The organism is Paracoccus zhejiangensis (assembly GCF_002847445.1).
In the GTDB taxonomy this organism is placed as follows: Bacteria; Pseudomonadota; Alphaproteobacteria; order Rhodobacterales; family Rhodobacteraceae; genus Paracoccus; species Paracoccus zhejiangensis.
The window spans coordinates 505,153-530,723 of record NZ_CP025430.1 but is presented as its reverse complement, the minus strand read 5'-3'; the positions used below and the strand labels follow the sequence as shown (position 1 = coordinate 530,723).

The following is a 25,571-nucleotide window of genomic DNA, read 5'->3' as shown; positions in this document are numbered from 1 at the left end:
AGGCTATGCCAGCGCGCCGGCAGGTGCCAGAGGGGGTCAGGCCGTGACCAGCGCGAATTGCGCCCGAAACGCCCGCTCGCCCGCCGGGCTGAAGCGCAGGGCGCGGCTGTCATCCTGACGGCTGGCCCAACCCAGCGCCTCGATCCGGGTCAGCAGCGCCCGACCGAAACTGCCGGCCAGGTGGGCCCGCCGTTCGCTCCAGTCCAGGCATTCGCGGCAGAGCGGCGCCCGACCCACCGACAGCGCGGCAATGTCGATGCCGAAACCGGTGGCGAACCCCCTGCCCGCCTCGGTCAGCCGCAAGGCCTCGCCCTGCCGCGCGATGATCCCCTGCGCCAGCAGCGCATCGAACAGCTGGGTGCCCAGATCGCCCGCCAGATGGCTGTAGCAGACCCGCGCATGGCGCAGCGCCGGATCGGCGGGGCCGGTGCGGCTGCGCAGATGTCCCGCCCCCGCTGCCACGCCCATCAACAATTCCAGCAGCCGCCCGATCTCGTCCCCGGCCAGCGACAGGTACTTGTGACGCCCCTGCTTCTGCTGGCGCAACAGCCCGCCCTCGGTCAGCCGGGCCAGATGGCTGCTGGCGGTCTGCGGGGTGACGCCGGCCTCGGCGGCCAGTTCGGTCGCGGTCAATGCCTTGCCGCTCATCAGCGCGGTCAGCATGTTGGCGCGGGCGGGATCACCGATCAGCGCGGCGATGCGGGCAATGTCGGGGCCAGATTTCATAGTTCGACGCTAGCCGAAGCATTTCGGTCGCGCAACAGGCTAGATGAGGGAAAGCCGAGAAAGGAAATCCCGATGCTGACCTGCGTGATCCGATACGAGATCGACCCGACCCGCCCCGAGCTGTTTCATGAGTACGCGCAGAACTGGGGGCAGGCAATCCCCCGCTGCGGCGCGGACCTGATCGGCTATTTCGCCCCGCATGAAGGCTCTTCGACGCTGGCCTATGGCATCTACAATATCCCCAGCCTCGCCGACTACGAAGCCTATCGGGCGCGGCTCAAGCTTGATCCGCTTGGCCGGCGCAACTACGATTTCGCCCGGGCCGAGGGCTTCATCCGGCGCGAGGATCGCACCTTCCTGAAGCTGGCATCGGCCCCGCATGGAGGAGCCACATGATCGCCGTCATCTTCGAGGTTGAACCCGCCGGCGACAGCCAGCGCAGCGCCTATCTGGACATTGCCGCCGGGCTGAAACCGCTTCTGGAGCAGATCGACGGCTTCATCTCGGTCGAGCGGTTCCAGAGCCTGACCAATCCCGGCAAGATGCTGTCGCTGTCGTTCTTCCGCGACGAGGCCGCCATCGCCGAATGGCGGCAACTGTCGCGCCACCGCGCCGCGCAGGAGGCCGGGCGGGGCGGGCTGTTCGCGGATTACCACCTGCGCATCGCCCATGTGATCCGCGATTACGGGCTGAACGAGCGCGACGAGGCCCCGGCGGACAGCCGTGCGGTGAATGGCTGAGACCTTGCCCGGTCAGGCGGGATGCACCCCGCCGCAGATCGGGCAATCCGCGCGGCGTTCGGTCTGGATCATCCGGGTCTCGCCGTAGAGCCCGTCGAAGATCAGCATCCGGCCGCGCAGCCCCTGCCCCGCGCCGGTCAGGTGCTTGATCGCCTCGAGCGCCATCAGGCTGCCGACCACGCCGGGCAAGGCACCGACCACGCCGGCCTCGGCGCAGGCCGGGGCCAGACCGGCGGCGGGGGCTTCGGGGAAGAGACAGGCAAGGCAGGGCCCGCCCCGCACCGGGTCGTAAAGCGCCAGCTGCCCTTCCCATTGCGCAATCGCCCCGGCCAGCAGCGGCACGCCCGCCGCGACGCAGGCGGCGTTGATGGCCAGACGCCCGGCGAATGTGTCGCTGCCGTCCAGCACCAGGTCATGTTCGGCGATCAGCGCGGCGTCGTCAGCGGTGATGCGTCGTCGCAGCGGCGTCACCGTCACATGCGGGTTCAGCGCCGTCATCGCGGCAGCCCCGGCCTCGGCCTTGGGCGCGCCGGTCTGGTCGCTGCGGAAGATCACCTGTCGCTGCAGATTCGACAGGCTGACCGCATCGTCATCCGCCAGCGTGATCCGCCCCACTCCCGCCGCCGCCAGATAGAGCGCCGCCGGCGCGCCAAGACCGCCCGCACCGATCAGCAACACATTCGCCCCGCGCAGCCGCATCTGCCCCGGCCCGCCGATCTCGCGCAGCACGATATGGCGGGCGTAGCGGTCAAGCTCGGCATCAGAGATGGCGTTCGACGGCGGAACCGCAGGCGCCTCGGCGGGCGCCGTGACCGGTGCCGGCTCCGCGATCGGCAGCGCGGCGTCGCGCAGTCGCCCGATCACCCGGCGATAGCCGATGACCAGCGCGACCGCTATTCCCGCGACGAACCAGCTGCCGAGACTTCCCCCGAGCTGGTGGGCCATCCAGTACAAGGGCTGGCTCGAGGCGGCAAGGTAATGGATCGCCAGCACCGCCAGCCACCAGAGTAGCAGCCCCCAGCGCAGGACCCGCCATCGCAGACCCAGAACCACCCAGGCAAAGGCAAAGGCCGCCGCGCTGATGAGCAGAATGCTCATCCCCGCCCGGTCGAGCCGAAGCCGCCCGCCCCCCGTTCGGTGTCATCCAGTGCCTCGACCAGCTCGAAACGGGCCTGCGGTGCAGGCGCGACCACCATCTGCGCGATACGATCGCCGTGGGCGATGGTAACGGGCGCCTGCCCCAGATTGACGAGGATCACGCCGAGAGGCCCGCGATAATCGCTGTCGATGGTGCCGGGCGTATTCAGAAGCGTGATGCCCTGCTTCAGCGCCAGGCCCGAGCGCGGGCGGATCTGAACCTCCCAGCCCTCGGGGATCGCCAGCCGCAGCCCGGTCGGGATCAGGGCGCGGGCACCCGGCGCAAGCTCGACCGTGCCGCCGCCCAGATCGGCGCGCAGATCGGCACCCGCCGCGCCGGCGCTGGCATAGGCCGGCAAAGGCAGCGCGGGATCGGCGCTCTCGATACGGACAATGCGGATGACAGGCAGAGGATGGGATTTGTCGGACATGGCCGCTCTTCCCATGAAAAAGGCCGCGCGGCAATAACCAGCGCGGCCCCCATCAATGCGGCGTGAGAGATCAGCGCGGGGCGATCATCATCACCATTTGCCGGCCTTCCAGCTTGGGCATGGATTCGATCTTGCCGGTCTCGCCGACATCCTCGCGAACCCGGTTCAACAGATCCAGACCCAGATCCTGGTGGGCCATCTCGCGGCCACGGAAGCGCAGGGTGATCTTAACCTTGTCGCCCTCGCCCAGGAACTTCATGACGCTGCGCATCTTGACGTCATAGTCGTGCGTATCCGTACCGGGACGGAACTTCACTTCCTTGATGTCGATGATCTTCTGCTTCTTGCGCGCTTCGGCCTCGCGCTTCTGCTGTTCGTACTTGAACTTGCCGAGGTCCATGACCTTGCACACCGGCGGAACGGCATTGGGCGAGATCTCGACCAGATCGAGGCCGGCCTCTTCGGCCATCCTCAAACCGACGGAGGGCGGCACGACGCCAACATTCTCTCCCTCGGGGCCAATCAGGCGAATTTCGGCGACGCGGATACGGTCGTTGACGCGAGGTCCGGTGTCGCGTTGGGGCGGCGCATTGTGCGGTCTGCGGGCTATGGCGAGAATCCTTGGATTGTGGAAGTTTGATTAACGGAAAATAGGCAAGACAACCGGGTGATTCAACCGGATTCCGGTGGCATTCGTGGCATATCAGGGACATCCGGCGGCGAATCCTTCCGCAAGACGCGACTTTTCGGAGGCGTGCCGCTGTGCAATAGCTGGGGCAACCTGACCCTCAGCCGGAGCCCTGCCCATGCGTCGTATCCTGCCCCTCATCGTGATTCTCGCGGCGGCCTTCGCCGGCTGGCAGTGGTGGCAGGGGCGCGAGGCCGACCAGGCGGCGGTGACCGAACCCGCCGCCCCGCCGACCGAGCCGGTGGAAACCGCCCCCGAAGCCGCCGCCGAGGTCGCCGAGGAGACGGCTGCCGAGGCGGATGCGGCGGCAGATGTGGCCGAGGCGGATGCCGCTGACCCCAGCGCCGATACCGCCGCCGCCGCCGAGGCCGCAGCAGATGCCGCAGCCGATGCCGCCGCCACCGCCAGCGATGCCGCCGCCGAGGCCACCCGCGCCGCCGACGAGGCCGGGATCGAGGCCGCCGGTGAAGCCGCGACCGAGGCCGAGGCTGCCGCCGAAGCCGCGATCGAGGCCGCCGACCGCGCCGCCGATGCGGCTGCCACCGCCGATTCCGCCGCCGCCCCCGCCGCCGAGGAAGCAGCTGCCGAAGAGGCCGCCGAGGCTGCACGCGATGCCGCCAGCGCCACCGGAGAGGCTGCCGATGCCGCCAGCACGGCGGGCGAGATAGAGGCGCTCTTGACCCCCGAGGGCTTCGACCTGGCCAAGGTCAACGGGCTGATCGATGGCTCGGCCCTCAGCGAGCCGCAGAAGGCGACGCTGAAACGGCTGGTGGAAAGCGCCAGCGGCAATCCCGACCTGCTGCGCTCGGCGCTGGAGCAGGTGAAGGCGATCATGCAGTGACCGCCAGTCCGGTCCAGACTGCACCGGGAAAGCCTGTCCCGGCCCTGGCCGATTACCTCGCCGCGCGCCCGGCTGTGCTGAAGCGCGGGCCGGTGGCGATGATCCTGTTCGAGGATCTGGCGGCGGTCGGGCCGACACTGGACCATGCCCTTGCCCGTGGCTTCCGCCTGATCCTGGCGCTCTCGCCCGAACCCCTCGCCCTGCCGCCGCATCTGGCTGGCGAGACGCGGGTGGTGAACCTGATCCACGACACCCGCCGCCCTGATGCCCATGTCCCGGCGGTCAATGCGCTGATCGAGGCGGTGCCGGCGGGGACCTGGCTGCATTACGGCTTCAACGCCGAATTCCTGTTCTATCCCTTCTGCGAGACCCGCAGCGTCGGCGAGCTGCTGGCCTTCCATGCCGAGGAACGGCGCGATGCGATGCTGGGCTATGTGCTGGACCTCTATGCCCCCGACCTGGCCAGCCATCCCGATGCGGTGGATCTGGACGGGGCGATGTTCGACCGCAGCGGCTATTTCGCCCTTGGCCGCAAGAAGCCCGTGGGCGATGGCTATGAGGAGCGACAGCTGAACTTCCACGGCGGGCTGCGCTGGCGCTTCGAGGAACATATTCCCGCCGACCGTCGCCGCATCGACCGGATCGCGCTGTTCAAGGCCGCGCCCGGGCTGCGGGTGACAGGCGATCACCGCTTCAGCGTCGAGGAATACAACACCCATTCCTGCCCCTGGCATCACAGCCTGACCTGCGCGGTGGCCTCGTTCCGGGTCGCCAAGGCGCTGCTGCGTAACCCGATGTCGCGCGACCGGATCGACAGTTTCCAATGGCGCAACTCGACCCGGTTTGACTGGCAGGGCCAGCAGCTGATGGATCTGGGGCTGATGGAACCGGGACAATGGTTCTGAGCCTGCACTTGCGGCGGGCTGACTGCGGGTGATAGACGAAACGTCAACGTGATACAGTGACCCCATCGCAAGGAAGACCGTTCCCATGGCCATGACCCAGACCAGCTTTGACTATGATGACCTGCTGGCCTGCGCCCGCGGCGAGCTGTTCGGGCCGGGCAATGCGCAATTGCCCGAACCGCCGATGCTGATGATGGATCGCATCACCGAGATCTCGGAAGACGGTGGCGCCCATGGCAAGGGCCATGTCGTCGCCGAATTCGACATCAAGCCCGACCTGTGGTTTTTCGCGTGCCATTTTCCCGGCAACCCGATCATGCCCGGCTGCCTTGGCCTTGACGGCCTCTGGCAGCTGACCGGCTTCAACCTCGGCTGGCGCGAATGGAAGGGCCGCGGCTATGCCCTCGGCGTCGGCGAGGTCAAGCTGACCGGCATGGTCCGCCCCGACCGCAAGCTTCTGCGCTACACCGTCGATTTCACCAAGGCGGTGCAGACGCGCCGCCTGACGATGGGGGTCGCCGATGGCAAGGTCGAGGCCGATGGCGAGCTGATCTATCAAGTCAAGGACATGAAAGTCGCGCTCTCCGAGAGCTGATTTCAACCGAATGAAAGGGGTGCCCATGCGCCGCGTCGTCATCACCGGGCTGGGGATCGTCTCGCCCATCGGCAATAACGCTGCCGAAGTCACCGACAGCCTGAAGGCCGGCCGTTCCGGCATCGTCTTCGCGCCGGAATATGCCGAGCACGGCTTCCGCAGCCAGGTCCACGGCATGCCGCAGATCGTGCTCGAGGACCATATCGACAAGCGCAACATGCGCTTCATGGGTCCGGGCGCGGCCTATAACTTCCTCGCCATGGAACAGGCCATCGCCGATAGCGGGCTGGAGGAAAGCGACGTCTCGAACGAGCGCACCGGGTTGATCATGGGTTCGGGCGGCCCGTCGACCTCGAATTTCTTCGAGGCGCACCGGATCGTCATCGACAAGGGCGCACCCAAGCGCATGGGTCCGTTCATGGTCACGCGCTGCATGTCCTCGACGAACTCGGCCTGCCTTGCCACGCCGTTCAAGATCAAGGGCGTGAACTACTCGATCACCTCGGCCTGCGCGACCTCGGCCCATTGCATCGGCAATGGCGTCGAGCAGATCCAGATGGGCAAGCAGGACATCGTCTTTGCCGGCGGTGGCGAGGAACTGGACTGGACGCTCAGCTGCCTCTTCGACGCGATGGGCGCGATGTCGTCGAAATACAACGACACGCCCGAAACCGCCTCGCGCGCCTATGACGCGACCCGCGACGGTTTCGTCATCGCCGGCGGCGGCGGGGTGGTGGTGCTGGAAGAATTGGAACACGCGCTGGCGCGCGGCGCCAAGATATATGCCGAAGTCACCGGCTATGGCGCGACCTCGGACGGCTATGACATGGTCGCGCCCTCGGGCGAAGGCGGCGAGCGGGCGATGCGCGTGGCGCTGTCGACCCTGCCCGAAGACCGCAAGGTCAGCTATATCAACGCCCACGGCACCTCGACCCCGGTCGGCGACCTGGGCGAGATCAAGGCCATCCGCCGCATCTGGGGCGAGGGCAGCACGCCGCCCGTGAGCTCGACCAAGTCGCTGACCGGCCATTCGCTTGGCGCGACCGGTGTGCATGAGGCGATCTATTCGCTGTTGATGCTGCAGGATGACTTCATCACCGCATCGGCCAACGTGACGACGCTGGACCCCGAGATCATTCCGAACGAGATTGCCACCACGCGGGTGGACAATGCCGGTCTGGATACGGTGCTGTCGAACAGCTTTGGATTCGGTGGCACCAACGCCACCCTCGTGATGTCGAAATACCGGGATTGAGTGCATGGGCGATTTGCTGAACGGAAAACGCGGCCTTGTGATGGGGGTCGCGAATGACCGTTCCATTGCCTGGGGCATTGCAAGGGCGCTGGCGGAACAGGGCGCGGAGCTGGCCTTCTCCTACCAGGGCGAGGCCTTTGGCCGGCGGGTCGAACCGCTGGCGGCCTCGGTCGGATCGGATTTTCTCGTCGATGTGGACGTGACCGATGACGCATCGCTGGACGCCGCCTTTGCCGCGATCACCGAACGCTGGGGCAAGCTGGACTTTCTGGTCCATGCGATCGCCTTCTCGAACAAGGACGAACTGACCGGCCGCTTCGTCAACACCAGCCGCGAGAACTTCAAGCACAGCCTTGAAATCTCGTGCTATTCGCTGATCGAGGTCGCGCGCCGCGCGCATCCGCTGATGGTGCCGGGTTCCTCGATCATCACCCTGACCTATGGCGGATCGAACCGGGTCACGCCCTTCTACAACGTCATGGGTGTGGCCAAGGCGGCGCTGGAATCGACCGTGCGCTACCTGGCCAATGACCTTGGCACCGACGGCATCCGCGTCAACGCCATCTCGCCCGGCCCGATGAAGACACTGGCCGGCGCGGCCATCGGCGGGGCGCGCAAGACCTATCGCCATACCGAGGCCAATTCGCCCCTGCGCAGCAATGCCACGCTGGAAGCGATCGGCGGCACCGCCGTCTGGCTGACCAGCGACTGGGGCGGCTCGACCACCGGCGAGATCGTCATGGTCGATGGCGGCTACCACGTGCTGGGGATGCCGCAGAGCGAGAACCTTTGAGCGCCGGCCGGGGGCTTCGCGCCCCCGGACCCCCGCGGGATATTTCAGCGAAAGAGAAGCCCATGGACGTGCAGTTCTTTTCGACCGCCGACGGCGCGCGGCTGGCCTATTCGGACGAGGGCCAGGGCCTGCCGGTCCTCTGCCTTGCCGGGCTGACCCGCAACATGGGCGATTTCGACTATCTCGCCCCGCATCTGCCGGATGTCCGGTTGATCCGCATGGATTACCGCGGCCGCGGCCAGTCGGACTATACCGGCGCCGCCACCTATACCGTCCCGCAAGAGGGCAAGGACGCGCTGGCGCTGCTGGACCATCTGGGGATCGAGAAGGCGGCGGTGCTGGGCACCTCGCGCGGCGGGCTAATCGGGATGCTGCTGGCAGCCGTGGCGCATGACCGTCTGCTGGGCCTCTGCCTCAACGATGTCGGCCCGGTGATCGAGCGCGTCGGGCTGGAGCGCATCTTCGACTATGTCGGGCGCAATCCCTCGGCCAAAACCTACGAGGCCGTGGCCGAGCGCATGGCCGCGCTGAACCCCGGCTTTGCCAATGTCCCCGAGGGGCGCTGGCTGTCGGACGCGCGGAAATTCTATGCCGAGACCGAGCGCGGCTTGCAGATCCGCTATGACCCGACCCTGCGCGAGGCGTTCCTGGCGGCCTTCGAGGGCGAAACCCCGGACCTCTGGCCGCTCTGGGAGGCGACGGCGGGTTTCCCGGTCGCGCTGATCCGGGGGGCGAATTCCGACCTGCTGTCGCGCGAGGTCTATGACGAGATGCGGCGGCGGCGGCCGGATGGCGTTTACGCCGAGGTGCCGGACCGGGCGCATGTGCCTTGGTTGGATGAGGCCGAGAGCGTGGCGGCGGTCAGGGAATGGGTTCGGAAGGTGCGGGCGTAGGGTGGGGTTTCACCCCACCATGTGCGCGTCGGTCGGAATGGTGGGTTGGAAACCCACCCTACGCGGGTTGGCACATCAGACAAATGTGCCATTTTGTTCAATTTTTTTCTTGTTACCCTAGTCAAGGGCGAGCGCATCGGCATTATCCTCTGCAAGAGGGAGAATGCTGAATGTCTGACGAGATCTTCTATCTGAAGGCCCGAATGAAGCAGGCGCGCGCAGCCGTTAAGGCGACCAACGGCTTTGGACACAAAGATTCTCAGTATGCGGAGTTAAAGGGCTTTCTCCTTGACTTGGCCAAGAATCTGGCGGGCCAGCGTCAGGCGGAATTCGACCAGGCATTCGGTTTTGTTGTGCGTGCAATGGGAGAAATCGCACGTCAAAACGCCTCGGAAGCATATAAACCACACGGATACAAGAATCCGTTCGAAGCGCGTCCTGTTGCCCCGGCACCTCCACCGAAGTCGCCGGCCCAGCCAAAACCATTGTGGTCGTTTCCAGTCATCAACCACCCGCCGAAAAATGGCAGCAGCGATTTCTGAGCAGACTTTCGCAGGTACTCCGCGCTCAAGATGTTCGGATACACCGTCGGAAAAACGGATGGCTGGCGCCCGACGGAGCGCCGGCGTTTCCTATCGAATTTCATCGAACTGCAGCTTCCGAGCATTGTTGAAGATACATTTGGCGATGAGTATGGAGCGCCCATGACTGCTCAGAGGCTTCGCAAGGTCGCGAACGTAATTGCGTCAAATGCCAGCAATTTCTACAGAAATGATCCACGCCGCTATGAAAACGCGATAAGCGATTGGGAAGACGATCTCAGTTTCCTGAAAAAAGAGTACTATGAGCGCGCTGGCATGAAGTTCCAGCCTTGGCCGACAACAAGGTCATGAGTTTGCCGAAGGCGGGCGACCTGGGAAAGTCTGGCACCCTGTCTCCAAGCCTCACCTGCGAGACAAGGCACCTTGGCTTCTGACGGACCGAGTTTCGGCCCGTACAAACTCTTCAGTGTGGGAAGAACCTATACAGGCCTCGCCCTCACCCCCAATCCCCCTCAAACTCCCGCCATTCCCGCGCGCTCATCCCGCTCTCTTCCTGCGTGACCACCTCGCCCTTCAACCGCCGCCGCAGCACCGCCGCTGCTTGTGCGGACAGGCTCACCGCCTCCATCCGGTAATCCCGGAACGCCCCGAAGGCCGCCGGCACCCAGTCGGCGACAATGGCGCACATGGCGTCTGCATAGGCGCGGATCTCGTACTGGGCGTGGGGGTCGGCGCGCAGGCGCAGGAAATGCAGCAGGTTGTGGAGATCGACCTTCCAATACCATTGCGTATAGATATTCGCCGGCAGGTTCATCCGCGCCAGCTCACGCGCCAGACCCTGCTGGGGCGTTCCATCAGGCTGGGCCTGGCTCAGCATCGCCTCGTAATGGTCATAGCTGCGCATCGCGTCCTCGCGCAGCAGCGACAGCACGCGCTGCGCCTCCTCGCCCTCCAGCACCTCGCCCCGGCCCTGGTTGTTCTGGCGCGACTGCGCCGCCAGTTGTTCGGGCTGGGGGATGTAGAATTCGCGGTCGAGGATCGAATAGCGCGCCGAATATTCGTTCACATTGGCGGTGCGGTGGCGGATCCATTGCCGGGCGACGAAGACCGGCAGCTTGACGTGGAACTTGGCCTCGCACATCTCGAAGGGGGTCGAGTGCCAGTGCCGCATCAGATAGCGGATCAGCCCCTCGTCATTCTGCACCGACTTGGTGCCGCGGCCATAGCTGACCCGGGCCGCCTGACAGATCGCGGCATCGTCGCCCATATAGTCGACGACGCGGACAAACCCGTGGTCCAGCACCGGATGGGCGGTGTAAAGATGCGCCTCCATCCCCGGCGACACGGCGCGCAGGGTGGGTTGCGGGCTGTCGCGCAGCGCGTCGATCTCGGCCTGTTGGTCGGCACTTACCGGCGTATTCATGGTAGTCTGTCCCTTTCGATCCACATCATCTTGTGCCACCTACGTCCGAGTCGTTCAACCGAATTGCGCCGCTTGCGAACGGTTTGCGCCCCGGCTTTCGGCGTGCCAGTCTGCGGCCCGAAACTGGCTGCATTGAAAGGCGAGGATGATGAAAATCCGCTATCTGCACACCATGGTCCGGGTGAAGGACCTCGAGGCCAGCATGGCCTTCTTTCGCCTGTTGGGGCTGGAGGAGATCCGCCGCAGCGACAGCGAGAAGGGCCGCTTCACGCTGGTCTTCATGGCGCCGCCGGGCCAGCCGGAGTGCCCGGTCGAACTGACCTATAACTGGGATGGCGACGAGGGCCTGCCCGCCGACAGCCGGCATTTCGGCCATCTCGCCTACCGGGTCGAAAACATCTACGAACTTTGCCAGAAACTGATGGATGCCGGCGTGACCATCAACCGTCCGCCGCGCGACGGGCATATGGCCTTCGTGCGCAGCCCCGACAATGTCTCGATCGAGCTGTTGCAGGAGGGCGAGCATCTGGCCCCGGCGGAACCCTGGGCCAGCATGGAAAACACCGGTCACTGGTAGGGTCTACTCGGCCCCGAGAAACGCCTGCAACGGGTCGGCGGCGGCCATCTGCGCCACCGGCCCGTCCCAGGCAATGCGCCCGTCCTGCAACAGCGCGACCCGGTCGCCGATGGCGCGGACAGAGTGCATGTCATGGGTGATGGTGATCGCCGTCGCCCCGGTCTCGGTGACGATGCCGCGGATCAGCTCGTTGATGCGGCGCGCGCGGATCGGATCGAGCCCGGTGGTCGGTTCGTCGAAGAAAATGACCTGCGGGTCATCGGCAATGGCGCGGGCCAGCGCCGCGCGCTTGGCCATGCCGCCCGACAGCTCGGCTGGCATCAGGTCGGCGGTCTCGGGGCCAAGGCCGACGCGGGCCAGCTTCTCGACGGCGATGGCGCGGGCACGGGCGTCGGACATGCGCTGGCGCAGGCGGAAGCCGACATTCTGCCAGACGGTCAGACTGTCGAACAGCGCCGCGCCCTGGAACAACATGCCGAAACCCGAGAGGAAGTCGCGCCGCGCCGGGGTCAGGGGCTGGCCCTGCCACAGCACGTCGCCCGCGTCAGGCTCGACCAGCCCGAGGATGCATTTCAAGAGGATCGACTTTCCGGTGCCCGACTGGCCGATGACGCAAAGGCTTTCGCCCTGCCCCACGGCGATGTCGATGCCCGCGAGCACCTGCTTCGGGCCGAAGGATTTCGTCAACCCGCGGGTCTCGATCAGCGGCGCAGTCATTGGAAGAACGCCCCGGTCAGGATGAAATTGGCGGCAAGGATACCGACGGCGGCGGCGACCACGGCGGATTTCGTCGCCCGCCCCACCCCCGCCGCGCCGCGATCCGAGCGCATGCCGAACCAGCAGCCGCTGACCGCGACGATCAGCCCGAAAGCCGCGCCCTTGATCAGGCCCGACAGCACGTCCCATTCTTCCAGATAGGCCCAGCTGTTCGACAGATAGGCGGCGGACGTGAAGCCAAGCGATTGCGTGCCGACGATCCAGCCACCCATGATGCCGATGATGTCACCGACGCCGACCAGCAGAGGCACGGTCAGCACCCCGGCCCAGAGGCGCGGCGTGACCAGCCAGCGCATCGGATCGGTAGAGAGTGTCACCAGCGCGTCGATCTGTTCGGTCACCTTCATCGTGCCGATCTCTGCGGCGATGGAGCTGGCAACGCGGGCGGCGACCATCAGCCCGCCCAGCACCGGCCCCAGCTCGCGCACCATGCCGATGGCGACGATGGCCGGAACCACGTCACCGGCCTGAAACCGCGCGCCGCCGGAATGGATCTGCAGGGCCAGTGCCGCGCCGGTGAAAAGTGCGGTCAGCCCCACGACCGGCAGCGACAGCCAGCCGATCTGGACCAGTTGCGCGGCGAGCGCGCGGCCATGGAAGGGATGCAGGCCGAAGAGACCGCGCCCGGTGAACAGCGTCACCGCGCCGATGCCCCGCGTCAGCCACAGCGCCAGCCGGCCCAGCCATCGGACAGGGTTCACAGGTAGGCCCGTTCGTAACGCCGGCCGAGGGAGGTCAGGATTTCGTAGCCGATGGTGCCCGCCAGCTCGGCCAGCGCGTCGACGGGCTGCGCCGGGCAGATGATGTCCAGCGCCTCGGGCACCTTGGCCAGCCCGGTCACGTCGACGGTGATGAGGTCCATCGAGACGCGCCCGACGATCGGACAGGCGGTGCCGGCGGCATAGAGGTTCGCGCCCTTCCCCGACATCGCCCGGTGCAGCCCGTCGGCATAGCCGGCGGCCACTGTGGCGATGCGGCGCGGGCTGTCGGCCACCCAAGCCGCGCCGTAGCCCACGAACTCGCCTGGGGCCACGTCGCGGGTCTGGATCACCGGCAGCGACAGGCGGATCACCTGCCGCGCTTGCGCGAAGGGCAGCCCGCCATAAAGGCCGACGCCGGGCCGGGTCAGGTCGAAATGATAGTCCGGTCCCAAGAGGATGCCCCCGGTCGCGGCCAGCGATCGCGGGACGTTGCAGCCCTCGGTCATCGCGTGGAAGGCGGCAAGCTGCATGGGATTGGCCGGATGATCCGGCTCATCGGCGCAGGCCAGGTGCGACATGATCAGCGCCGGCCCCTCGGCAAGCACCTCGTCGCGGATCGCGGCCCATTGCGCCGGTTCCATGCCAAGCCGGTTCATGCCGGTGTCCAGCTGGATGGCGAAGGGCTGGCCCGGGCGCAGGCTGCGGTCGCGGAAATATTGCTGCGGGCTGTTCAGGACCGGCACCAGCCCGTCCAGATCGGCGCCCTCCATATGGCCCGAGAGGACGAAGATGCGCGCGTCATCGGCCAGGTGCGGGCGGATCGCCTGCCCCTCGCCCGCCAGCGCGACGAAGAAATCGCGCGCCCCGGCCCCGTAGAGCGCCGGCGCCACCCGCTCGCCGCCCAGCCCATAGGCATTGGCCTTGACCACCGCCCCCGCACGCGCCTTGCCCGAGCGGTCGGACAGCGCCAGCCAATTGGCCCTGATGGCCCCAAGTTCGATCTGCAATACCATGCCTATCGCTTGCCCGCGCCCCTGCCCCTCGTCAAGAGTGGATCAACCGCGACCGGGTGGCGCAGGACGTTTGCAATTTCGCAATTTGCATCATCAACTCGCGACTGATTTTGCAAATTTTCTGCATTTCGCTTTCCTCTCGCGCGTCCCCGCCTTAATTTCCGGCAACTTTACCGGGAGAGGCAGCCATGAAAGACATTCTGGGTGAGCTTGAGCGCCGTCGCGATCAGGCCCGGCTTGGAGGCGGTCAGCGCCGCATCGACGCACAGCATGCCCGCGGCAAGCTGACCGCGCGCGAGCGCATCGACCTGTTGCTGGACGAGGGCAGCTTCGAGGAATTCGACATGTTCGTCGCCCATCGCTCGACCGATTTCGGCATGGAGGCGGACCGCCCCTATGGCGATGGCGTGGTCACCGGCTGGGGCACGATCAACGGCCGCATGGTCTACGTGTTCTCGCAGGATTTCACCGTCTTCGGCGGCTCGCTGTCGGAAACCCATGCGCAGAAGATCTGCAAGATCATGGACATGGCGATGCAGAACGGCGCACCGGTCATCGGCATCAACGATTCGGGCGGCGCGCGGATCCAGGAGGGCGTGGCCAGCCTTGCCGGCTATGCCGACGTGTTCCAGCGCAACATCATGGCCTCGGGCGTGATCCCGCAGATCAGCCTGATCATGGGCCCCTGCGCCGGCGGCGCGGTCTATTCGCCGGCCATGACCGACTTCATCTTCATGGTGAAGGACACCAGCTACATGTTCGTCACCGGCCCCGACGTGGTGAAGACGGTGACCAACGAGGTGGTGACCGCCGAGCAGCTGGGCGGTGCCTCGACCCATACCAAGAAAAGCTCGGTCGCCGATGGTGCGTTCGAAAACGACGTGGAGGCGCTGTCCGAGATTCGCCGGCTGTTCGATTTCCTGCCGCTCTCGAACCGCGACAAGGCCCCGACCCGGCCTTTCTTCGACGACCCGGCCCGGATCGAGGACAGCCTCGACACGCTGATCCCCGACAACCCGAACCAGCCCTATGACATGAAAGAGCTGATCCTGAAGGTTGCCGACGAGGGCGATTTCTACGAGATCCAGAAGGACTACGCCGCCAATATCATCACCGGCTTCATCCGCATCGAGGGCCAGACGGTCGGCGTCGTCGCCAACCAGCCGATGGTGCTGGCGGGCTGCCTCGACATCGACAGCTCGCGCAAGGCCGCGCGCTTCGTGCGCTTCTGCGACGCCTTCGAGATCCCGATCCTGACCTTCGTCGACGTGCCGGGCTTCCTGCCGGGGACGACGCAGGAATATGGCGGCGTCATCAAGCACGGGGCGAAACTGCTGTTCGCCTATGGCGAGGCGACGGTGCCGAAGGTCACGGTCATCACCCGCAAGGCCTATGGCGGCGCCTATGACGTCATGGCGTCCAAACATCTGCGCGGCGATTTCAACTATGCCTGGCCCACCGCCGAGATCGCGGTGATGGGGGCCAAGGGCGCGGTCGAGATCCTGTATCGCAGCGAGCTGGGCGATGCCGAGAAGATCGCGGCGCGGACCAAGGATTACGAGGACCGCTTTGCCAATCCTTTCGTCGCCGCCGAGAAGGGCTTCATCGACGAGGTGATCCAGCCGCATTCGACCCGTCGGCGCGTGGCGCGGGCCTTCGCCAGCCTGCGCAACAAGAAGCTGACGAACCCGTGGAAAAAACACGACAACATTCCGCTGTAAGGTCGCCCAGAATGACGCATTTGCACGAATCCGTGAATGATGCAGCGCCGCCACAGGGCGGTTGGCATCTGTCGCCGCGCCAGCCTGGAAACTGTTTCGGCGCGAGGCCCGTGGCTAAGGTGGATTGTCCGGCGCGTGAAGACGCCGGTGTCAACCCGAGCAGTCGGGCCGTGCGCGGCCCGCGAAACAGGAGCTTGCAGATATGTCGAAGAAACTCGCCTTTGCCCTCGTGCTGGTCGGCGTCCTGGCCGCCTGCGCGCAGCAGCAGCCCGATGTCGTCGTCACCGACCCGATGGTCCCGGTCACCCAAGAGCCGGTCTACCAGGGCAAATACGGCGCCACCTGACGCCCTTCTGCGCGGGTGGCCCTGCCGCCCGCGCAACCCGCAGGCCGCCCGCATGGGGGGCGTGTCATGCTGAAGCATCGCGGCTTTCCGGGCCGCCTTCCCGGTTCAGACTTCCAGTTCACCATCCGCCGCGCCGTCAACAAGAAGGGCGCGACGCCGATCGTCCGGCGCGAGCGATTCCGTGATCGGCGCGCCCATGACCGCGCTGCCGACGAGGGTTTTCTCGCGGCGCTGATCGAACATTTCGGAGGTGAAGAGTTTCAACGCGGAAACCTCGATGCCGGTCGCCTCTCCTGGCTGATCGGGCGCGAGGTTGTTGCAGTTGGGCAACTCGACCCCACCGATTACGAGCAATTGCTGCGGGTCGACCTGGCTGCAGCCGAGGCCTCTTTTCCCCAATTGTTCAAGCAGGTTGGCGATGATGCCGACGGCGAGGACGAGGATTGGGACGAAGATCAAGAGGAACGTGACTGATGCGCGATTTGCCGCCCATAGAGGTCGCGTCACATGCTTGTCAGTTTGACGGCCCTCTGCCGCGTGCAATATTCAGCGCATACCTACAACCGACCCCCAAGCGGGTCTCAACTACAGGCGAAGACCAATGCAAATCTCGACCCTTTTCCGCCTTTCGGGCGCCCTCGTCGTTGCGGCCACTCTGGCGGCCTGCGCCCCCGGCTACCAGACCGGCCTGTCGCCCGACGCGCAGCGCGCTGCTGGCGGTGCTGTCGCCGGTGCCGTCATCGCCAAAGCGCTTGACGAAGACATCGCGACCGGCGCGGCTCTGGGTGGTGCAGCCGGTGCACTGTGCGACGACGCCGGCGTCTGCCAGCGTCGCTACTGATCAACGCAACCGTGAACCCGCGGCGCCGGAACCAACGGCCGTCGCGGGGGTTGCAGTTCGGTCAAGACGGGGCGGTTCAGTTCCGTCCATCGAGCAAACCAAAGGATCACTTCCATGCGTAAATCCGCAACTTTCGCAGCCATTGCCGCGCTCGGCTTTGCCGTGGCCGGCTGCACCCAGGGGATCAACCCGACCGACACCGACCGCGCCATCATCGGCGCCGCTGTCGGCGCGACCGCTGCCCATGTCGGCGGCCGCGAGGAAAGCGACTACTACAAGGCTGCTGCCATCGGCGCTGCCGGCGGTGCGCTTTGCGACGACGTTCGCCTCTGCCAGTAACAGCCTGATCCTGCGCGGCCAGCCGGCTGCCGCAGCATCCCCGACCCTTGACGCCGTTCCCGCACATCGCGGGGGCGGCGTTTTTCGTTTTCCGTCTCAAGACAATCCGCAGGGACAGCCATGTTCAAGAAAATCCTGATCGCCAACCGGGGCGAGATCGCCTGCCGGGTCATCAAGACCGCCCGCAAGATGGGCATCAAGACCGTGGCCGTCTATTCCAACGCCGACCGCAACGCGCTGCATGTGAAGATGGCCGACGAGGCCGTCCATATCGGCCCGCCGCCGGCGAACCAGTCCTATATCGTGATCGACAAGATCATGGAGGCGATCCGCCAGACCGGCGCCGAGGCGGTGCATCCGGGTTACGGCTTCCTGTCGGAGAACATGAAATTCGCCGAGGCGCTGGAAGCCGCCGGCGTCGCCTTCATCGGCCCGCCCTCGCCCGCCATCGAGGCGATGGGCGACAAGATCACTTCGAAGAAGATCGCCCAGGAAGCCGGTGTCTCGACCGTCCCCGGCTACATGGGCCTGATCGCCGATGCCGACGAGGCGGTGAAGATCTCGAACCAGATCGGTTACCCGGTGATGATCAAGGCCTCGGCCGGCGGCGGCGGCAAGGGCATGCGCATCGCCTGGAGCGACCAGGAGGCGCGCGAGGGGTTCGAAAGCTCGAAGAACGAGGCGGCCAACAGCTTTGGCGATGACCGGATCTTCATCGAGAAATTCGTGACCCAGCCGCGCCACATCGAGATCCAGGTTCTGGCCGACAAGCATGGCAACGCGGTCTACCTTCACGAGCGCGAATGCTCGATCCAGCGCCGCAACCAGAAGGTCATCGAAGAGGCCCCCTCGCCCTTCCTCGACGAGGCCACCCGGAAGGCCATGGGCGAGCAGGCCGTGGCCCTGGCGAAGGCCGTGGGCTATTCCAGCGCCGGGACGGTGGAATTCATCGTCGATGGCGACAAGAACTTCTACTTCCTCGAGATGAACACCCGGCTTCAGGTGGAGCATCCGGTGACGGAACTGATCACCGGCGTCGACCTGGTCGAACAGATGATCCGCGTGGCCGATGGCGAGACCCTGCCCTTCACCCAGGCCGATCTGCAGATCAACGGTTGGGCGATGGAAAGCCGGCTCTATGCCGAGGACCCCTATCGCGGCTTCCTGCCCTCGATCGGCCGCCTGTCGCGCTATCGCCCGCCGGTCGAGATCGCGGCCGGTCCGCTGAAGGCCACCGGCAACTGGGTGAATGACAGCGACGGCCGCGACAGCGCGGTGGCTGTCCGCAACGATACCGGCGTCTACGAGGGTGGCGAGATCAGCATGTTCTATGACCCGATGATCGCCAAGCTCTGCACCTGGGCGCCGACGCGCGGCGAGGCGATCGAGGCGATGCGCGTGGCGCTGGACACCTTCGAGGTCGAGGGCATCGGTCACAACCTGCCGTTCCTCTCGGCGGTGATGGACCATCCGAAATTCGTCGCCGGCGACATGACAACGGCCTTCATCGCCGAGGAGTATCCCGAGGGCTTCCAGGGCGTCGAACCGGCACCCGAGGACATCGCCCGCATCGCCGCCGCCGCAGCTGCCATGCACCGCGTGGCCGAGATCCGGCGCACCCGGATCACCGGGCGGCTTGGTAATCACGAGCGCCGGGTGGGCAAGCATTGGGTGGTCTTCATCGGCAATCACGACATCCCGGTCGAGATCGAGGCCGACCGCGACGGCTCGACCGTCACCATCGACGGCCGCGCCATGCGGGTCGAAAGCGACTGGCTGCCCGGCCAGTCCCTCGCCCGGCTGGTGGTCGATGGCCAGCCCTTGGTGCTGAAGGTCGACCGCATCCCCGCCGGCTATCGCCTGCGCACCCGCGGTGCGGACCTGAAGGCCTATATCCGCCGCCCGAACGCCGCCGCCATGGCCCGGCTGATGCCGGTCAAGGAAGCCCCCGACACCTCGAAATTCCTGCTCTGCCCGATGCCGGGCCTGATCGTGAAGATCAACGTCGCTGCCGGTGACGAGGTGCAGGAAGGCCAGGCGCTGGCCACCGTCGAGGCGATGAAGATGGAAAACATCCTGCGCGCCGAACGGAAGGGCGTGGTCAAGTCGGTGAATGCCGAACCGGGCCAGAGCCTCAAGGTCGATGATGTGATCATGGAGTTCGAATAGGCCCTTGGACTGGCAGGCGCTCCTTCTGAACGACCGGGTCGTCGCATCCCTCGTCACCGCCCTTGTCGGCGGTGGCGTGGTCGCGGCTGGCTGGTTCTGGACGCATGCCCTGTCGCGCCGCCGCGACAAGCTCTTGCGCAACGAGCGGATCGACGACATCCAGCGCGCGCTGCTGGCCGAGATCAGGGCCCATGTCGTCGCGCTGGAACGCCAGAGCGATGCCGGCGGGCTGGAAGCGCGGCCGCTGATCAGCGACGAGGATTACCTGCCGATCCTGCCCCATGACGCCAATGACCGCATCTTCCGCGCCATCGTGGAAGAGGTGCACATGCTGCCCGAATGGGCCATCGATCCGGTGGTGCGCTACTACCGCCTGCTGGCCGTGCGCGCCGCGCTGGCGCAGGACATTCGCAGCAATGCCAAGGACTATCCCCGCCGCGCGGCCGAGATGTTCCGGGACTATGTGCTGCTGAACGAGGAGACGCTGGAAACCGGGCTCGACGCGATGGAGATCCTGACCGCCAGCGTCAAGGGCGGTCGTCGCGAGGTCGAGGCGGCACTGGCACGCCGGCGGCGCGAGATCGAGGGCGACCTTACGGTTGCCGTCAATACGCGATCTTCGGACCCGAGAGGCCAGTGATGGGGGTCAGTCCGATGGCGCTGGTAATGTCATTCGCGCGGCGGCGGGCCGGCTTTCCGGCTGGCTTGTCGCGCGCAGCGGCCTCGCGCTCCTCGCGGAACTCGCGCGAGACCCGCGTCCGCAAGTCCTGCGGGGACCGTTTCTCGACTGCCGAATTCGTCATCGCGCCATCCTCCGTCGCAGCGGATCTGTCCGCCGTTACCAACAATATAGGTCAGGCCGCGCAGTTCCACAATATTTTGCATCAAACCCCAGAGTTCCGCCCGATGCGCGCCATCCGGCTAGGGCAGCACCCCCGCCCGGCCGATCTCCTGCCGGCGCAGGGGGAACTTGTCGATGGCCCGGCCGATCTCGCGCCCGCTCCAGGGCAGGGGCTTGCGCAGCTTGACCTGCCCGTCCTTGTCCATGAGGACCAGCGAAAAACCGCGCGGATGCAGGGTGTTGCGCCAGACAGTTCGCGAATCGGGTGCGGTATCGGTGATCACCACCACGTCCCGCTCGGCCAAGAGGGCGGCGCGGGCGGTGATGGCATTCATCTGCTCGACGAAGGCCGGGTCCTGCGGGGTGTCGGCAAAGACCACGACCGGGCGGCGCTGCCACAGGAATTCTTCCGGCGTGGCTTGCGCGGCATCCATGATCACCAGTTCGGGCGCCACGGGTTCGGGCACCACCTCGGGTGCCGGCTCGGGTTGAACCTCGGGCTGCGCCTCGGGCGCAACCTCCGCAGCCTCGGGCAAGGCACCGGATTTCCCCGGCCCCATCGCGGCCAGAAGCATCACCATCAGAACGGGTCTCAGATTCATCGGCACCTCTTTCCCTTGGAATATAGGGCAGACGGGCCGGGACGAAAGGACGGATAAGACATGACCGACGACACGAAACCGACACTGGCCGACTGGCAGACGCTGGCCGCGAAGGAATTGAAGGGCCAATCGCCCGACAGCCTGAACTGGGACACGCTGGAAGGCATCACCGTCAAGCCGCTCTACACGGCCGAGGATACCGACGGGCTGGCGCATATGAACAGCCTGCCCGGCATCGCCCCCTTCACCCGTGGGCCACGCGCCACGATGTATGCGGGCCGGCCCTGGACCATCCGGCAATATGCCGGCTTCTCGACCGCCGAGGAATCGAACGCCTTCTATCGCCGCAACCTCGCCGCCGGGCAGCAGGGCGTGTCGGTGGCCTTCGACCTCGCCACCCATCGCGGCTATGACAGCGACCACCCGCGCGTCGAGGGCGACGTTGGCAAGGCCGGGGTGGCCATCGATTCCGTCGAGGACATGAAGATCCTCTTTGACGGCATCCCGCTGGACAAGGTGTCGGTCTCGATGACCATGAACGGCGCGGTGATCCCGATCCTCGCCAGCTTCATCGTCGCGGGCGAGGAACAGGGCCATTCCCGCGCCGTGCTGTCGGGCACCATCCAGAACGACATCCTGAAAGAGTTCATGGTGCGGAACACCTATGTCTATCCGCCCGAACCCTCGATGCGGATCATCGCCGACATCATCGAATACACCTCGAACGAGATGCCCAAGTTCAACTCGATCTCGATTTCCGGCTATCACATGCAGGAAGCCGGGGCGAACCTGGTGCAGGAACTGGCCTATACGCTGGCCGACGGGCGCGAATATGTGCGCGCGGCCATCGCGGCGGGCATGGATGTCGATGTCTTCGCCGGACGGCTCAGCTTCTTCTTCGCCATCGGCATGAACTTCTTCATGGAGATCGCCAAGCTGCGCGCGGCGCGGATGCTGTGGCACCGGATCATGTCGGAATTCGGCGCGAAAAAGCAAAGCTCGCTCATGCTGCGCACCCATTGCCAGACCTCGGGCGTCAGCCTGCAGGAGCAGGACCCCTATAACAACGTCATCCGCACCGCTTACGAGGCCATGTCGGCGGCGCTTGGCGGCACCCAGTCGCTGCACACCAATGCGCTGGACGAGGCCATCGCCCTGCCCACCGACTTCTCGGCCCGGATCGCGCGGAACACCCAGCTGATCCTGCAGGAAGAAACCGGCATCACCCATGTCGTCGATCCGCTGGCGGGCTCCTATTACATCGAAAGCCTGACGGCGGAACTGGCCGAGAAGGCCTGGGCGCTGATCGAGGAGGTCGAGGAGATGGGCGGCATGACCAAGGCTGTCGCCTCGGGCATGCCCAAGCTGAGGATCGAGGAATCGGCGGCCCGGCGGCAGGCGATGATCGATCGCGGGCAAGAGGTCATCGTCGGCGTGAACAAGTATCGCAAGGACAAGGAAGACCTGCTCGACATCCTCGACATCGACAACATGGCCGTGCGCGACGCCCAGATCGCCCGGCTGGAAAGGATCCGCGCCAGCCGCGACGAGGCCGCCACCCAGGCCGCGCTCGAGGAACTTACCCGCCGCGCCAAGGATGGCGGCAACCTGCTCGAGGCGGCCGTCGAGGCCGCCCGTGCCCGTGCCTCAGTCGGAGAAATCAGCATGGCTATGGAAAAGATCTTCGGTCGTCACCGCGCCGAGGTGAAGACGCTGGCCGGTGTCTATGGCGCCGCCTACGAGGGCGACGAGGGCTTTGCCGCCATCCAGCGCGATGTCGAGAAATTCGCCGAAGAGGAAGGCCGCCGCCCGCGCATGCTGGTGGTGAAGATGGGTCAGGACGGTCATGACCGCGGCGCCAAGGTGATCGCCACGGCCTTCGCCGATATCGGTTTCGATGTCGATGTCGGCCCGCTGTTCCAGACCCCGGAAGAGGCGGCACAGGACGCGGTGGACAATGACGTGCATGTCATCGGCATCTCGTCGCAGGCCGCCGGTCACAAGACGCTGGCACCGAAGCTGATCGAGGCGCTGAAGGCGCAGGGCGCGGGCGAGATCCTGGTGATCTGCGGCGGCGTCATCCCGCAGCAGGATTACGACTTCCTGAAAGCGGCGGGCGTCAAGGCGATCTTCGGCCCCGGCACCAATATCCCCGCTGCCGCCGCCGATATCCTTCAGCTGATCCGCCAGGCCCGCGCGGCCTGACCCGGGACACATTGCCCCCCTCTTTCTCGCGGAAATATCCTCGGGGGGTGAATTGGCCGAAGGCCAAGAGGGGGGCAGACAGCCCCCCTTTTCTGTGACTAGATCAGGCCCATGACCATACCCCGCGCCCCCGACCGCCTGTCCGACGAGATGGCCACCGCCATCGGCCATGCCGTTTCCGCCTTCGGTTTCCTCGAGGAAGCCCTGAAGCGCGCCATCTTCTCGCTGACCCGCAAGGACCTCGGCGAGGAGGTCAGCGAGAAGGCGATGCAGAAATGGCTGCGCCGGATGGAGGATATCGCCGATGACACGCTTGGCACGCTGATCGACAGCTTCCTCGCCGCGCTGCGCAACGGCCGGATGGCGGAGCGGCAGGAACTGGCCGGGGTGCTGGCCGAGATCCGGATGAAGCGCAACCTGCTCTGCCATGCCTCGTGGCGGCGCGGCAAGGAACCGGGGCAATGGCATCCGACCTTCATCAACACCCGTGGCGAAAGCTTTCCCGATGATATGGGCGTCGAGGAGGTGATGGCGGTGCACGCCATGACGCTGAAAACCGCGCGGCGGGTGGTTGGCATCATGCGGGCCACCGGGATCGATGGCGAATGGCTGGGCTGGGACGATGTCGAGGCGTGAGGGCAAACCCGGCTGGCCCGTGTCCGCGGATTACCCGCCGGTCTGGACGCTGGGGTTTGCCGTCGCCATCTGGCTGATCGGTCGCCTGCTGCCCTCGGGTGCCGCGCTATTTGTCGCACTCGGTTGGCTTCTGGTGCTGGTCTCGCTTGGCCTGATGCTCTGGGCGGTGCTGCACTTTCGCCGCGCGAACACCACCGTCAACCCGCATGGCCAACCCGCGCGGCTGATCACCGGCGGGCCGTTCCGGTTCTCGCGCAATCCCATCTATCTCGGCGATGCCTTGCTGCTCGTGGGCCTCTGCCTCGCCTTCCGCGCCCTGACCGCGCTGGTCCTGATCCCGGTTTTCGTCTGGATCATCAATCGCCGCTTCATCGGGCCGGAAGAGGCGCGGCTGACGGCGGCCTTTCCGCAGGACTACCCCGAATATGCAAGCCGCATCCGCCGCTGGCTGTAGGCCGGTGCTTTCGCGCGTTGCAACGCGCCCTCGTCCGCGCTAACACCCTGCCGATACGGAACAAGAGGGACATCATGTCAGCGCCCCTACGCCTTGGCATCGCCGGGCTCGGCACGGTCGGGATCGGTGTGGTCAAGATCGTGCAGAAACATGTCGATCTGCTGGCCGCACGCTCGGGCCGCCCGATCGCCATCACGGCGGTCTCGGCCCGCGACCGGATGAAGAACCGCGATGCCGACCTGTCGGCGATCACCTGGGTCGATGATCCGATGGCGCTGGCCGTGCGCGATGACGTGGATGTCTATGTCGAGCTGATCGGCGGCGATGCCGGCATCGCCAAGGACAGCATCGAGGCCGCTTTGCGCGCCGGCAAGGATGTGGTCACGGCGAACAAGGCGCTCTTGGCGGTGCATGGCCAGGAGCTGGCCTCGCTGGCCGAAAGCCTCGGCCGGGTGATCCGCTTCGAGGCGGCGGTGGCGGGCGGCATCCCGGTCATCAAGACGATGACGGAATCGCTCGCTGGCAATGGCATCACCCGCGTCATGGGCGTGATGAACGGCACCTGCAATTACATCCTGACGCGGATGGAAAGCGCCGGCCTGCCCTATGACACGGTGTTCGAGGAGGCCCGGCAACTGGGCTATCTCGAGGCCGATCCGACGCTGGACGTGGGCGGCATCGATGCCAGCCACAAGCTCGCCATCCTCTCGGCCATCGCCTTCGGCACCAAGGTCGATTTCGACGGCGTCGAGATCGAGGGGATCGAGCGCGTCAGCATCGACGATATCCGCCGCGCCCATGACATGGGTTACAAGATCAAGCTTCTGGGCGTGGCGCAGATGACCGCGCGCGGGCTGGAACAGCGCATGTCGCCCTGCCTCGTGCCCGCCGAAAGCCCGCTGGGGCAGCTGCATGGCGGCACCAACATGGTGGTGATCGAGGGCGACAGCGTCGGCCAGATCGTGCTGCGCGGTGCCGGGGCCGGCGAAGGTCCGACCGCCAGCGCCGTCATGTCCGACATCGTCGAGATCGCCCGTGGCGTGCGCCTGCCGGTCTTCGGCCAGCCGGCTGACGGGTTAAAGAACGCCCAGCCCGCCCGCACCGCCGTTCCGGCCGCCTATTACATGCGGATGGAGCTTCAGGACAAACCCGGCGCGCTGGCCAAGGTGGCCTCGGTTCTGGGCGATGCCGGCATCTCGATCGACCGGATGCGGCAATATGGCCATGGCGAGGATGACCGGGTGCCGGTGCTGATCGTCACCCACAAGACCACGCCCGAGGCCATCGACCACGCCATCGAGGCCCTGCCCCGCACCGGTGTCCTCTCGGGCGAGCCGGTGGAACTCCGGATCGAGGAAGTCTGAGAGCGGCGCCCGCAAT

Annotated in this window: 32 protein-coding genes; 22 read left to right on the top strand and 10 right to left on the bottom strand. The window is 66.0% G+C overall.

Annotated elements, in window-relative coordinates:
• Positions 1-36: 36 nt before the first annotated feature.
• Positions 37-726 (bottom strand): ArsR/SmtB family transcription factor, encoded by a 690-nt coding sequence (locus tag CX676_RS02680; protein ID WP_101751238.1) that lies wholly within the window; start codon positions 724-726, stop codon positions 37-39.
• A gap of 72 nt (positions 727-798) precedes the next feature.
• On the opposite strand from CX676_RS02680, the gene CX676_RS02675 reads away from it, so the two are divergent.
• Positions 799-1,122 (top strand): NIPSNAP family protein, encoded by a 324-nt coding sequence (locus CX676_RS02675; RefSeq protein ID WP_101751237.1) that lies wholly within the window; start codon positions 799-801, stop codon positions 1,120-1,122.
• On the top strand, positions 1,119-1,466 hold the full coding sequence (locus tag CX676_RS02670; protein ID WP_101751236.1) for an antibiotic biosynthesis monooxygenase family protein: 348 nt from the start codon (positions 1,119-1,121) through the stop codon (positions 1,464-1,466). Before CX676_RS02675 ends, CX676_RS02670 begins: the two co-directional genes overlap by 4 nt.
• Before the next feature lie 12 nt (positions 1,467-1,478).
• Here CX676_RS02670 and CX676_RS02665 read toward each other — a convergent pair whose 3' ends face one another.
• The 3 genes from CX676_RS02665 to infC form a co-directional block, all read right to left on the bottom strand.
• Positions 1,479-2,564 (bottom strand): HesA/MoeB/ThiF family protein, encoded by a 1,086-nt coding sequence (locus CX676_RS02665; protein ID WP_101751235.1) that lies wholly within the window; start codon positions 2,562-2,564, stop codon positions 1,479-1,481.
• Positions 2,561-3,034 carry a dUTP diphosphatase gene (dut, locus tag CX676_RS02660; RefSeq protein WP_198590265.1) on the bottom strand — a complete coding sequence of 158 codons (474 nt, stop codon included), beginning with the start codon at positions 3,032-3,034 and terminating at the stop codon, positions 2,561-2,563. Before dut ends, CX676_RS02665 begins: the two co-directional genes overlap by 4 nt.
• A gap of 70 nt (positions 3,035-3,104) precedes the next feature.
• Entirely contained in the window at positions 3,105-3,557 is a 453-nt protein-coding gene (gene infC / locus CX676_RS02655) for a translation initiation factor IF-3 (protein WP_232816686.1), read from the bottom strand.
• Positions 3,558-3,840: 283 nt separating this feature from the next.
• Here infC and CX676_RS02650 point away from each other — a divergent pair, with 283 nt between their 5' ends.
• From CX676_RS02650 to CX676_RS22445, 8 genes are all read left to right on the top strand, one after another.
• The gene (locus CX676_RS02650; RefSeq protein ID WP_232816566.1) at positions 3,841-4,563 is read left to right on the top strand and encodes a flagellar basal body-associated FliL family protein; all 723 of its coding nucleotides are present in this window, start codon (positions 3,841-3,843) and stop codon (positions 4,561-4,563) included.
• Positions 4,560-5,468 carry a glycosyltransferase family protein gene (locus CX676_RS02645; RefSeq protein WP_101751233.1) on the top strand — a complete coding sequence of 303 codons (909 nt, stop codon included), beginning with the start codon at positions 4,560-4,562 and terminating at the stop codon, positions 5,466-5,468. Before CX676_RS02650 ends, CX676_RS02645 begins: the two co-directional genes overlap by 4 nt.
• Before the next feature lie 85 nt (positions 5,469-5,553).
• Entirely contained in the window at positions 5,554-6,063 is a 510-nt protein-coding gene (fabA, locus tag CX676_RS02640) for a bifunctional 3-hydroxydecanoyl-ACP dehydratase/trans-2-decenoyl-ACP isomerase (RefSeq protein ID WP_101751232.1), read from the top strand.
• Positions 6,064-6,088: 25 nt separating this feature from the next.
• Positions 6,089-7,318, top strand: a complete 1,230-nt coding sequence (fabB, locus tag CX676_RS02635) for a beta-ketoacyl-ACP synthase I (RefSeq protein WP_101751231.1) — start codon at positions 6,089-6,091, stop codon at positions 7,316-7,318.
• A 4-nt stretch (positions 7,319-7,322) separates the two neighbouring features.
• A complete protein-coding gene (locus CX676_RS02630; protein WP_101751230.1) occupies positions 7,323-8,111 on the top strand; it encodes an enoyl-ACP reductase FabI in 789 nt (262 codons plus the stop codon).
• A 62-nt stretch (positions 8,112-8,173) separates the two neighbouring features.
• Positions 8,174-9,004: an alpha/beta fold hydrolase gene (locus tag CX676_RS02625; RefSeq protein ID WP_101751229.1), complete on the top strand. Its 831-nt coding sequence runs from the start codon at positions 8,174-8,176 to the stop codon at positions 9,002-9,004.
• A gap of 170 nt (positions 9,005-9,174) precedes the next feature.
• Positions 9,175-9,546: a hypothetical protein gene (locus CX676_RS22450; protein ID WP_157935830.1), complete on the top strand. Its 372-nt coding sequence runs from the start codon at positions 9,175-9,177 to the stop codon at positions 9,544-9,546.
• Between the two features lie 30 nt (positions 9,547-9,576).
• Positions 9,577-9,897 (top strand): hypothetical protein, encoded by a 321-nt coding sequence (locus CX676_RS22445; RefSeq protein ID WP_157935829.1) that lies wholly within the window; start codon positions 9,577-9,579, stop codon positions 9,895-9,897.
• Positions 9,898-10,042: 145 nt separating this feature from the next.
• Here the strand turns inward: CX676_RS22445 and thyX are convergent, their stop codons facing one another.
• A complete protein-coding gene (thyX, locus tag CX676_RS02620; RefSeq protein WP_101751228.1) occupies positions 10,043-10,969 on the bottom strand; it encodes an FAD-dependent thymidylate synthase in 927 nt (308 codons plus the stop codon).
• A 148-nt stretch (positions 10,970-11,117) separates the two neighbouring features.
• Between thyX and CX676_RS02615 the strand changes: the two genes are divergently transcribed.
• Positions 11,118-11,546: a VOC family protein gene (locus tag CX676_RS02615; protein ID WP_101754097.1), complete on the top strand. Its 429-nt coding sequence runs from the start codon at positions 11,118-11,120 to the stop codon at positions 11,544-11,546.
• Between the two features lie 3 nt (positions 11,547-11,549).
• Here CX676_RS02615 and CX676_RS02610 read toward each other — a convergent pair whose 3' ends face one another.
• The 3 genes from CX676_RS02610 to alr are packed head-to-tail and all read right to left on the bottom strand — an operon-like array spanning position 11,550 to position 14,037.
• A complete protein-coding gene (locus CX676_RS02610; protein WP_101754096.1) occupies positions 11,550-12,251 on the bottom strand; it encodes an ABC transporter ATP-binding protein in 702 nt (233 codons plus the stop codon).
• An 8-nt stretch (positions 12,252-12,259) separates the two neighbouring features.
• Complete coding sequence (locus tag CX676_RS02605) at positions 12,260-13,024, bottom strand: MlaE family ABC transporter permease (RefSeq protein WP_101751227.1); 765 nt, start codon at positions 13,022-13,024, stop codon at positions 12,260-12,262.
• Positions 13,021-14,037: an alanine racemase gene (gene alr / locus CX676_RS02600; RefSeq protein ID WP_101751226.1), complete on the bottom strand. Its 1,017-nt coding sequence runs from the start codon at positions 14,035-14,037 to the stop codon at positions 13,021-13,023. Before alr ends, CX676_RS02605 begins: the two co-directional genes overlap by 4 nt.
• Positions 14,038-14,225: 188 nt before the next feature.
• Between alr and CX676_RS02595 the strand changes: the two genes are divergently transcribed.
• The 7 genes from CX676_RS02595 (at position 14,226) to CX676_RS02570 (ending at position 20,093) form a co-directional block, all read left to right on the top strand.
• Positions 14,226-15,758: an acyl-CoA carboxylase subunit beta gene (locus CX676_RS02595; protein ID WP_101751225.1), complete on the top strand. Its 1,533-nt coding sequence runs from the start codon at positions 14,226-14,228 to the stop codon at positions 15,756-15,758.
• Positions 15,759-15,960: 202 nt separating this feature from the next.
• Positions 15,961-16,104, top strand: a complete 144-nt coding sequence (locus tag CX676_RS22730) for a YajG family lipoprotein (protein ID WP_198590264.1) — start codon at positions 15,961-15,963, stop codon at positions 16,102-16,104.
• A gap of 66 nt (positions 16,105-16,170) precedes the next feature.
• Positions 16,171-16,578, top strand: a complete 408-nt coding sequence (locus CX676_RS02590) for a hypothetical protein (protein ID WP_101751224.1) — start codon at positions 16,171-16,173, stop codon at positions 16,576-16,578.
• Positions 16,579-16,705: 127 nt separating this feature from the next.
• A complete protein-coding gene (locus tag CX676_RS02585; RefSeq protein ID WP_101751223.1) occupies positions 16,706-16,945 on the top strand; it encodes a hypothetical protein in 240 nt (79 codons plus the stop codon).
• A 114-nt stretch (positions 16,946-17,059) separates the two neighbouring features.
• On the top strand, positions 17,060-17,284 hold the full coding sequence (locus CX676_RS02580; RefSeq protein WP_101751222.1) for a hypothetical protein: 225 nt from the start codon (positions 17,060-17,062) through the stop codon (positions 17,282-17,284).
• Positions 17,285-17,404: 120 nt separating this feature from the next.
• Positions 17,405-19,453, top strand: a complete 2,049-nt coding sequence (locus CX676_RS02575; protein ID WP_101751221.1) for an acetyl-CoA carboxylase biotin carboxylase subunit — start codon at positions 17,405-17,407, stop codon at positions 19,451-19,453.
• A 4-nt stretch (positions 19,454-19,457) separates the two neighbouring features.
• Positions 19,458-20,093, top strand: a complete 636-nt coding sequence (locus tag CX676_RS02570; protein ID WP_101751220.1) for a hypothetical protein — start codon at positions 19,458-19,460, stop codon at positions 20,091-20,093.
• Here the strand turns inward: CX676_RS02570 and CX676_RS22440 are convergent.
• Both CX676_RS22440 and CX676_RS02565 read right to left on the bottom strand, forming a co-directional pair.
• Positions 20,059-20,256 carry a hypothetical protein gene (locus CX676_RS22440; RefSeq protein ID WP_157935828.1) on the bottom strand — a complete coding sequence of 66 codons (198 nt, stop codon included), beginning with the start codon at positions 20,254-20,256 and terminating at the stop codon, positions 20,059-20,061. The genes CX676_RS02570 and CX676_RS22440 overlap by 35 nt on opposite strands.
• 118 nt (positions 20,257-20,374) lie before the next feature.
• The gene (locus CX676_RS02565; protein WP_101751219.1) at positions 20,375-20,896 is read right to left on the bottom strand and encodes a DUF4174 domain-containing protein; all 522 of its coding nucleotides are present in this window, start codon (positions 20,894-20,896) and stop codon (positions 20,375-20,377) included.
• A gap of 60 nt (positions 20,897-20,956) precedes the next feature.
• Here CX676_RS02565 and scpA point away from each other — a divergent pair, with 60 nt between their 5' ends.
• From scpA to CX676_RS02545, 4 genes are all read left to right on the top strand, one after another.
• Positions 20,957-23,101, top strand: a complete 2,145-nt coding sequence (gene scpA / locus CX676_RS02560; protein ID WP_101751218.1) for a methylmalonyl-CoA mutase — start codon at positions 20,957-20,959, stop codon at positions 23,099-23,101.
• A gap of 111 nt (positions 23,102-23,212) precedes the next feature.
• Entirely contained in the window at positions 23,213-23,737 is a 525-nt protein-coding gene (locus tag CX676_RS02555; RefSeq protein WP_101751217.1) for a hypothetical protein, read from the top strand.
• A gap of 19 nt (positions 23,738-23,756) precedes the next feature.
• Positions 23,757-24,191 carry a methyltransferase family protein gene (locus tag CX676_RS02550; RefSeq protein WP_232816565.1) on the top strand — a complete coding sequence of 145 codons (435 nt, stop codon included), beginning with the start codon at positions 23,757-23,759 and terminating at the stop codon, positions 24,189-24,191.
• A 74-nt stretch (positions 24,192-24,265) separates the two neighbouring features.
• Positions 24,266-25,555 (top strand): homoserine dehydrogenase, encoded by a 1,290-nt coding sequence (locus tag CX676_RS02545; protein WP_101751215.1) that lies wholly within the window; start codon positions 24,266-24,268, stop codon positions 25,553-25,555.
• Positions 25,556-25,571: the final 16 nt, after the last annotated feature.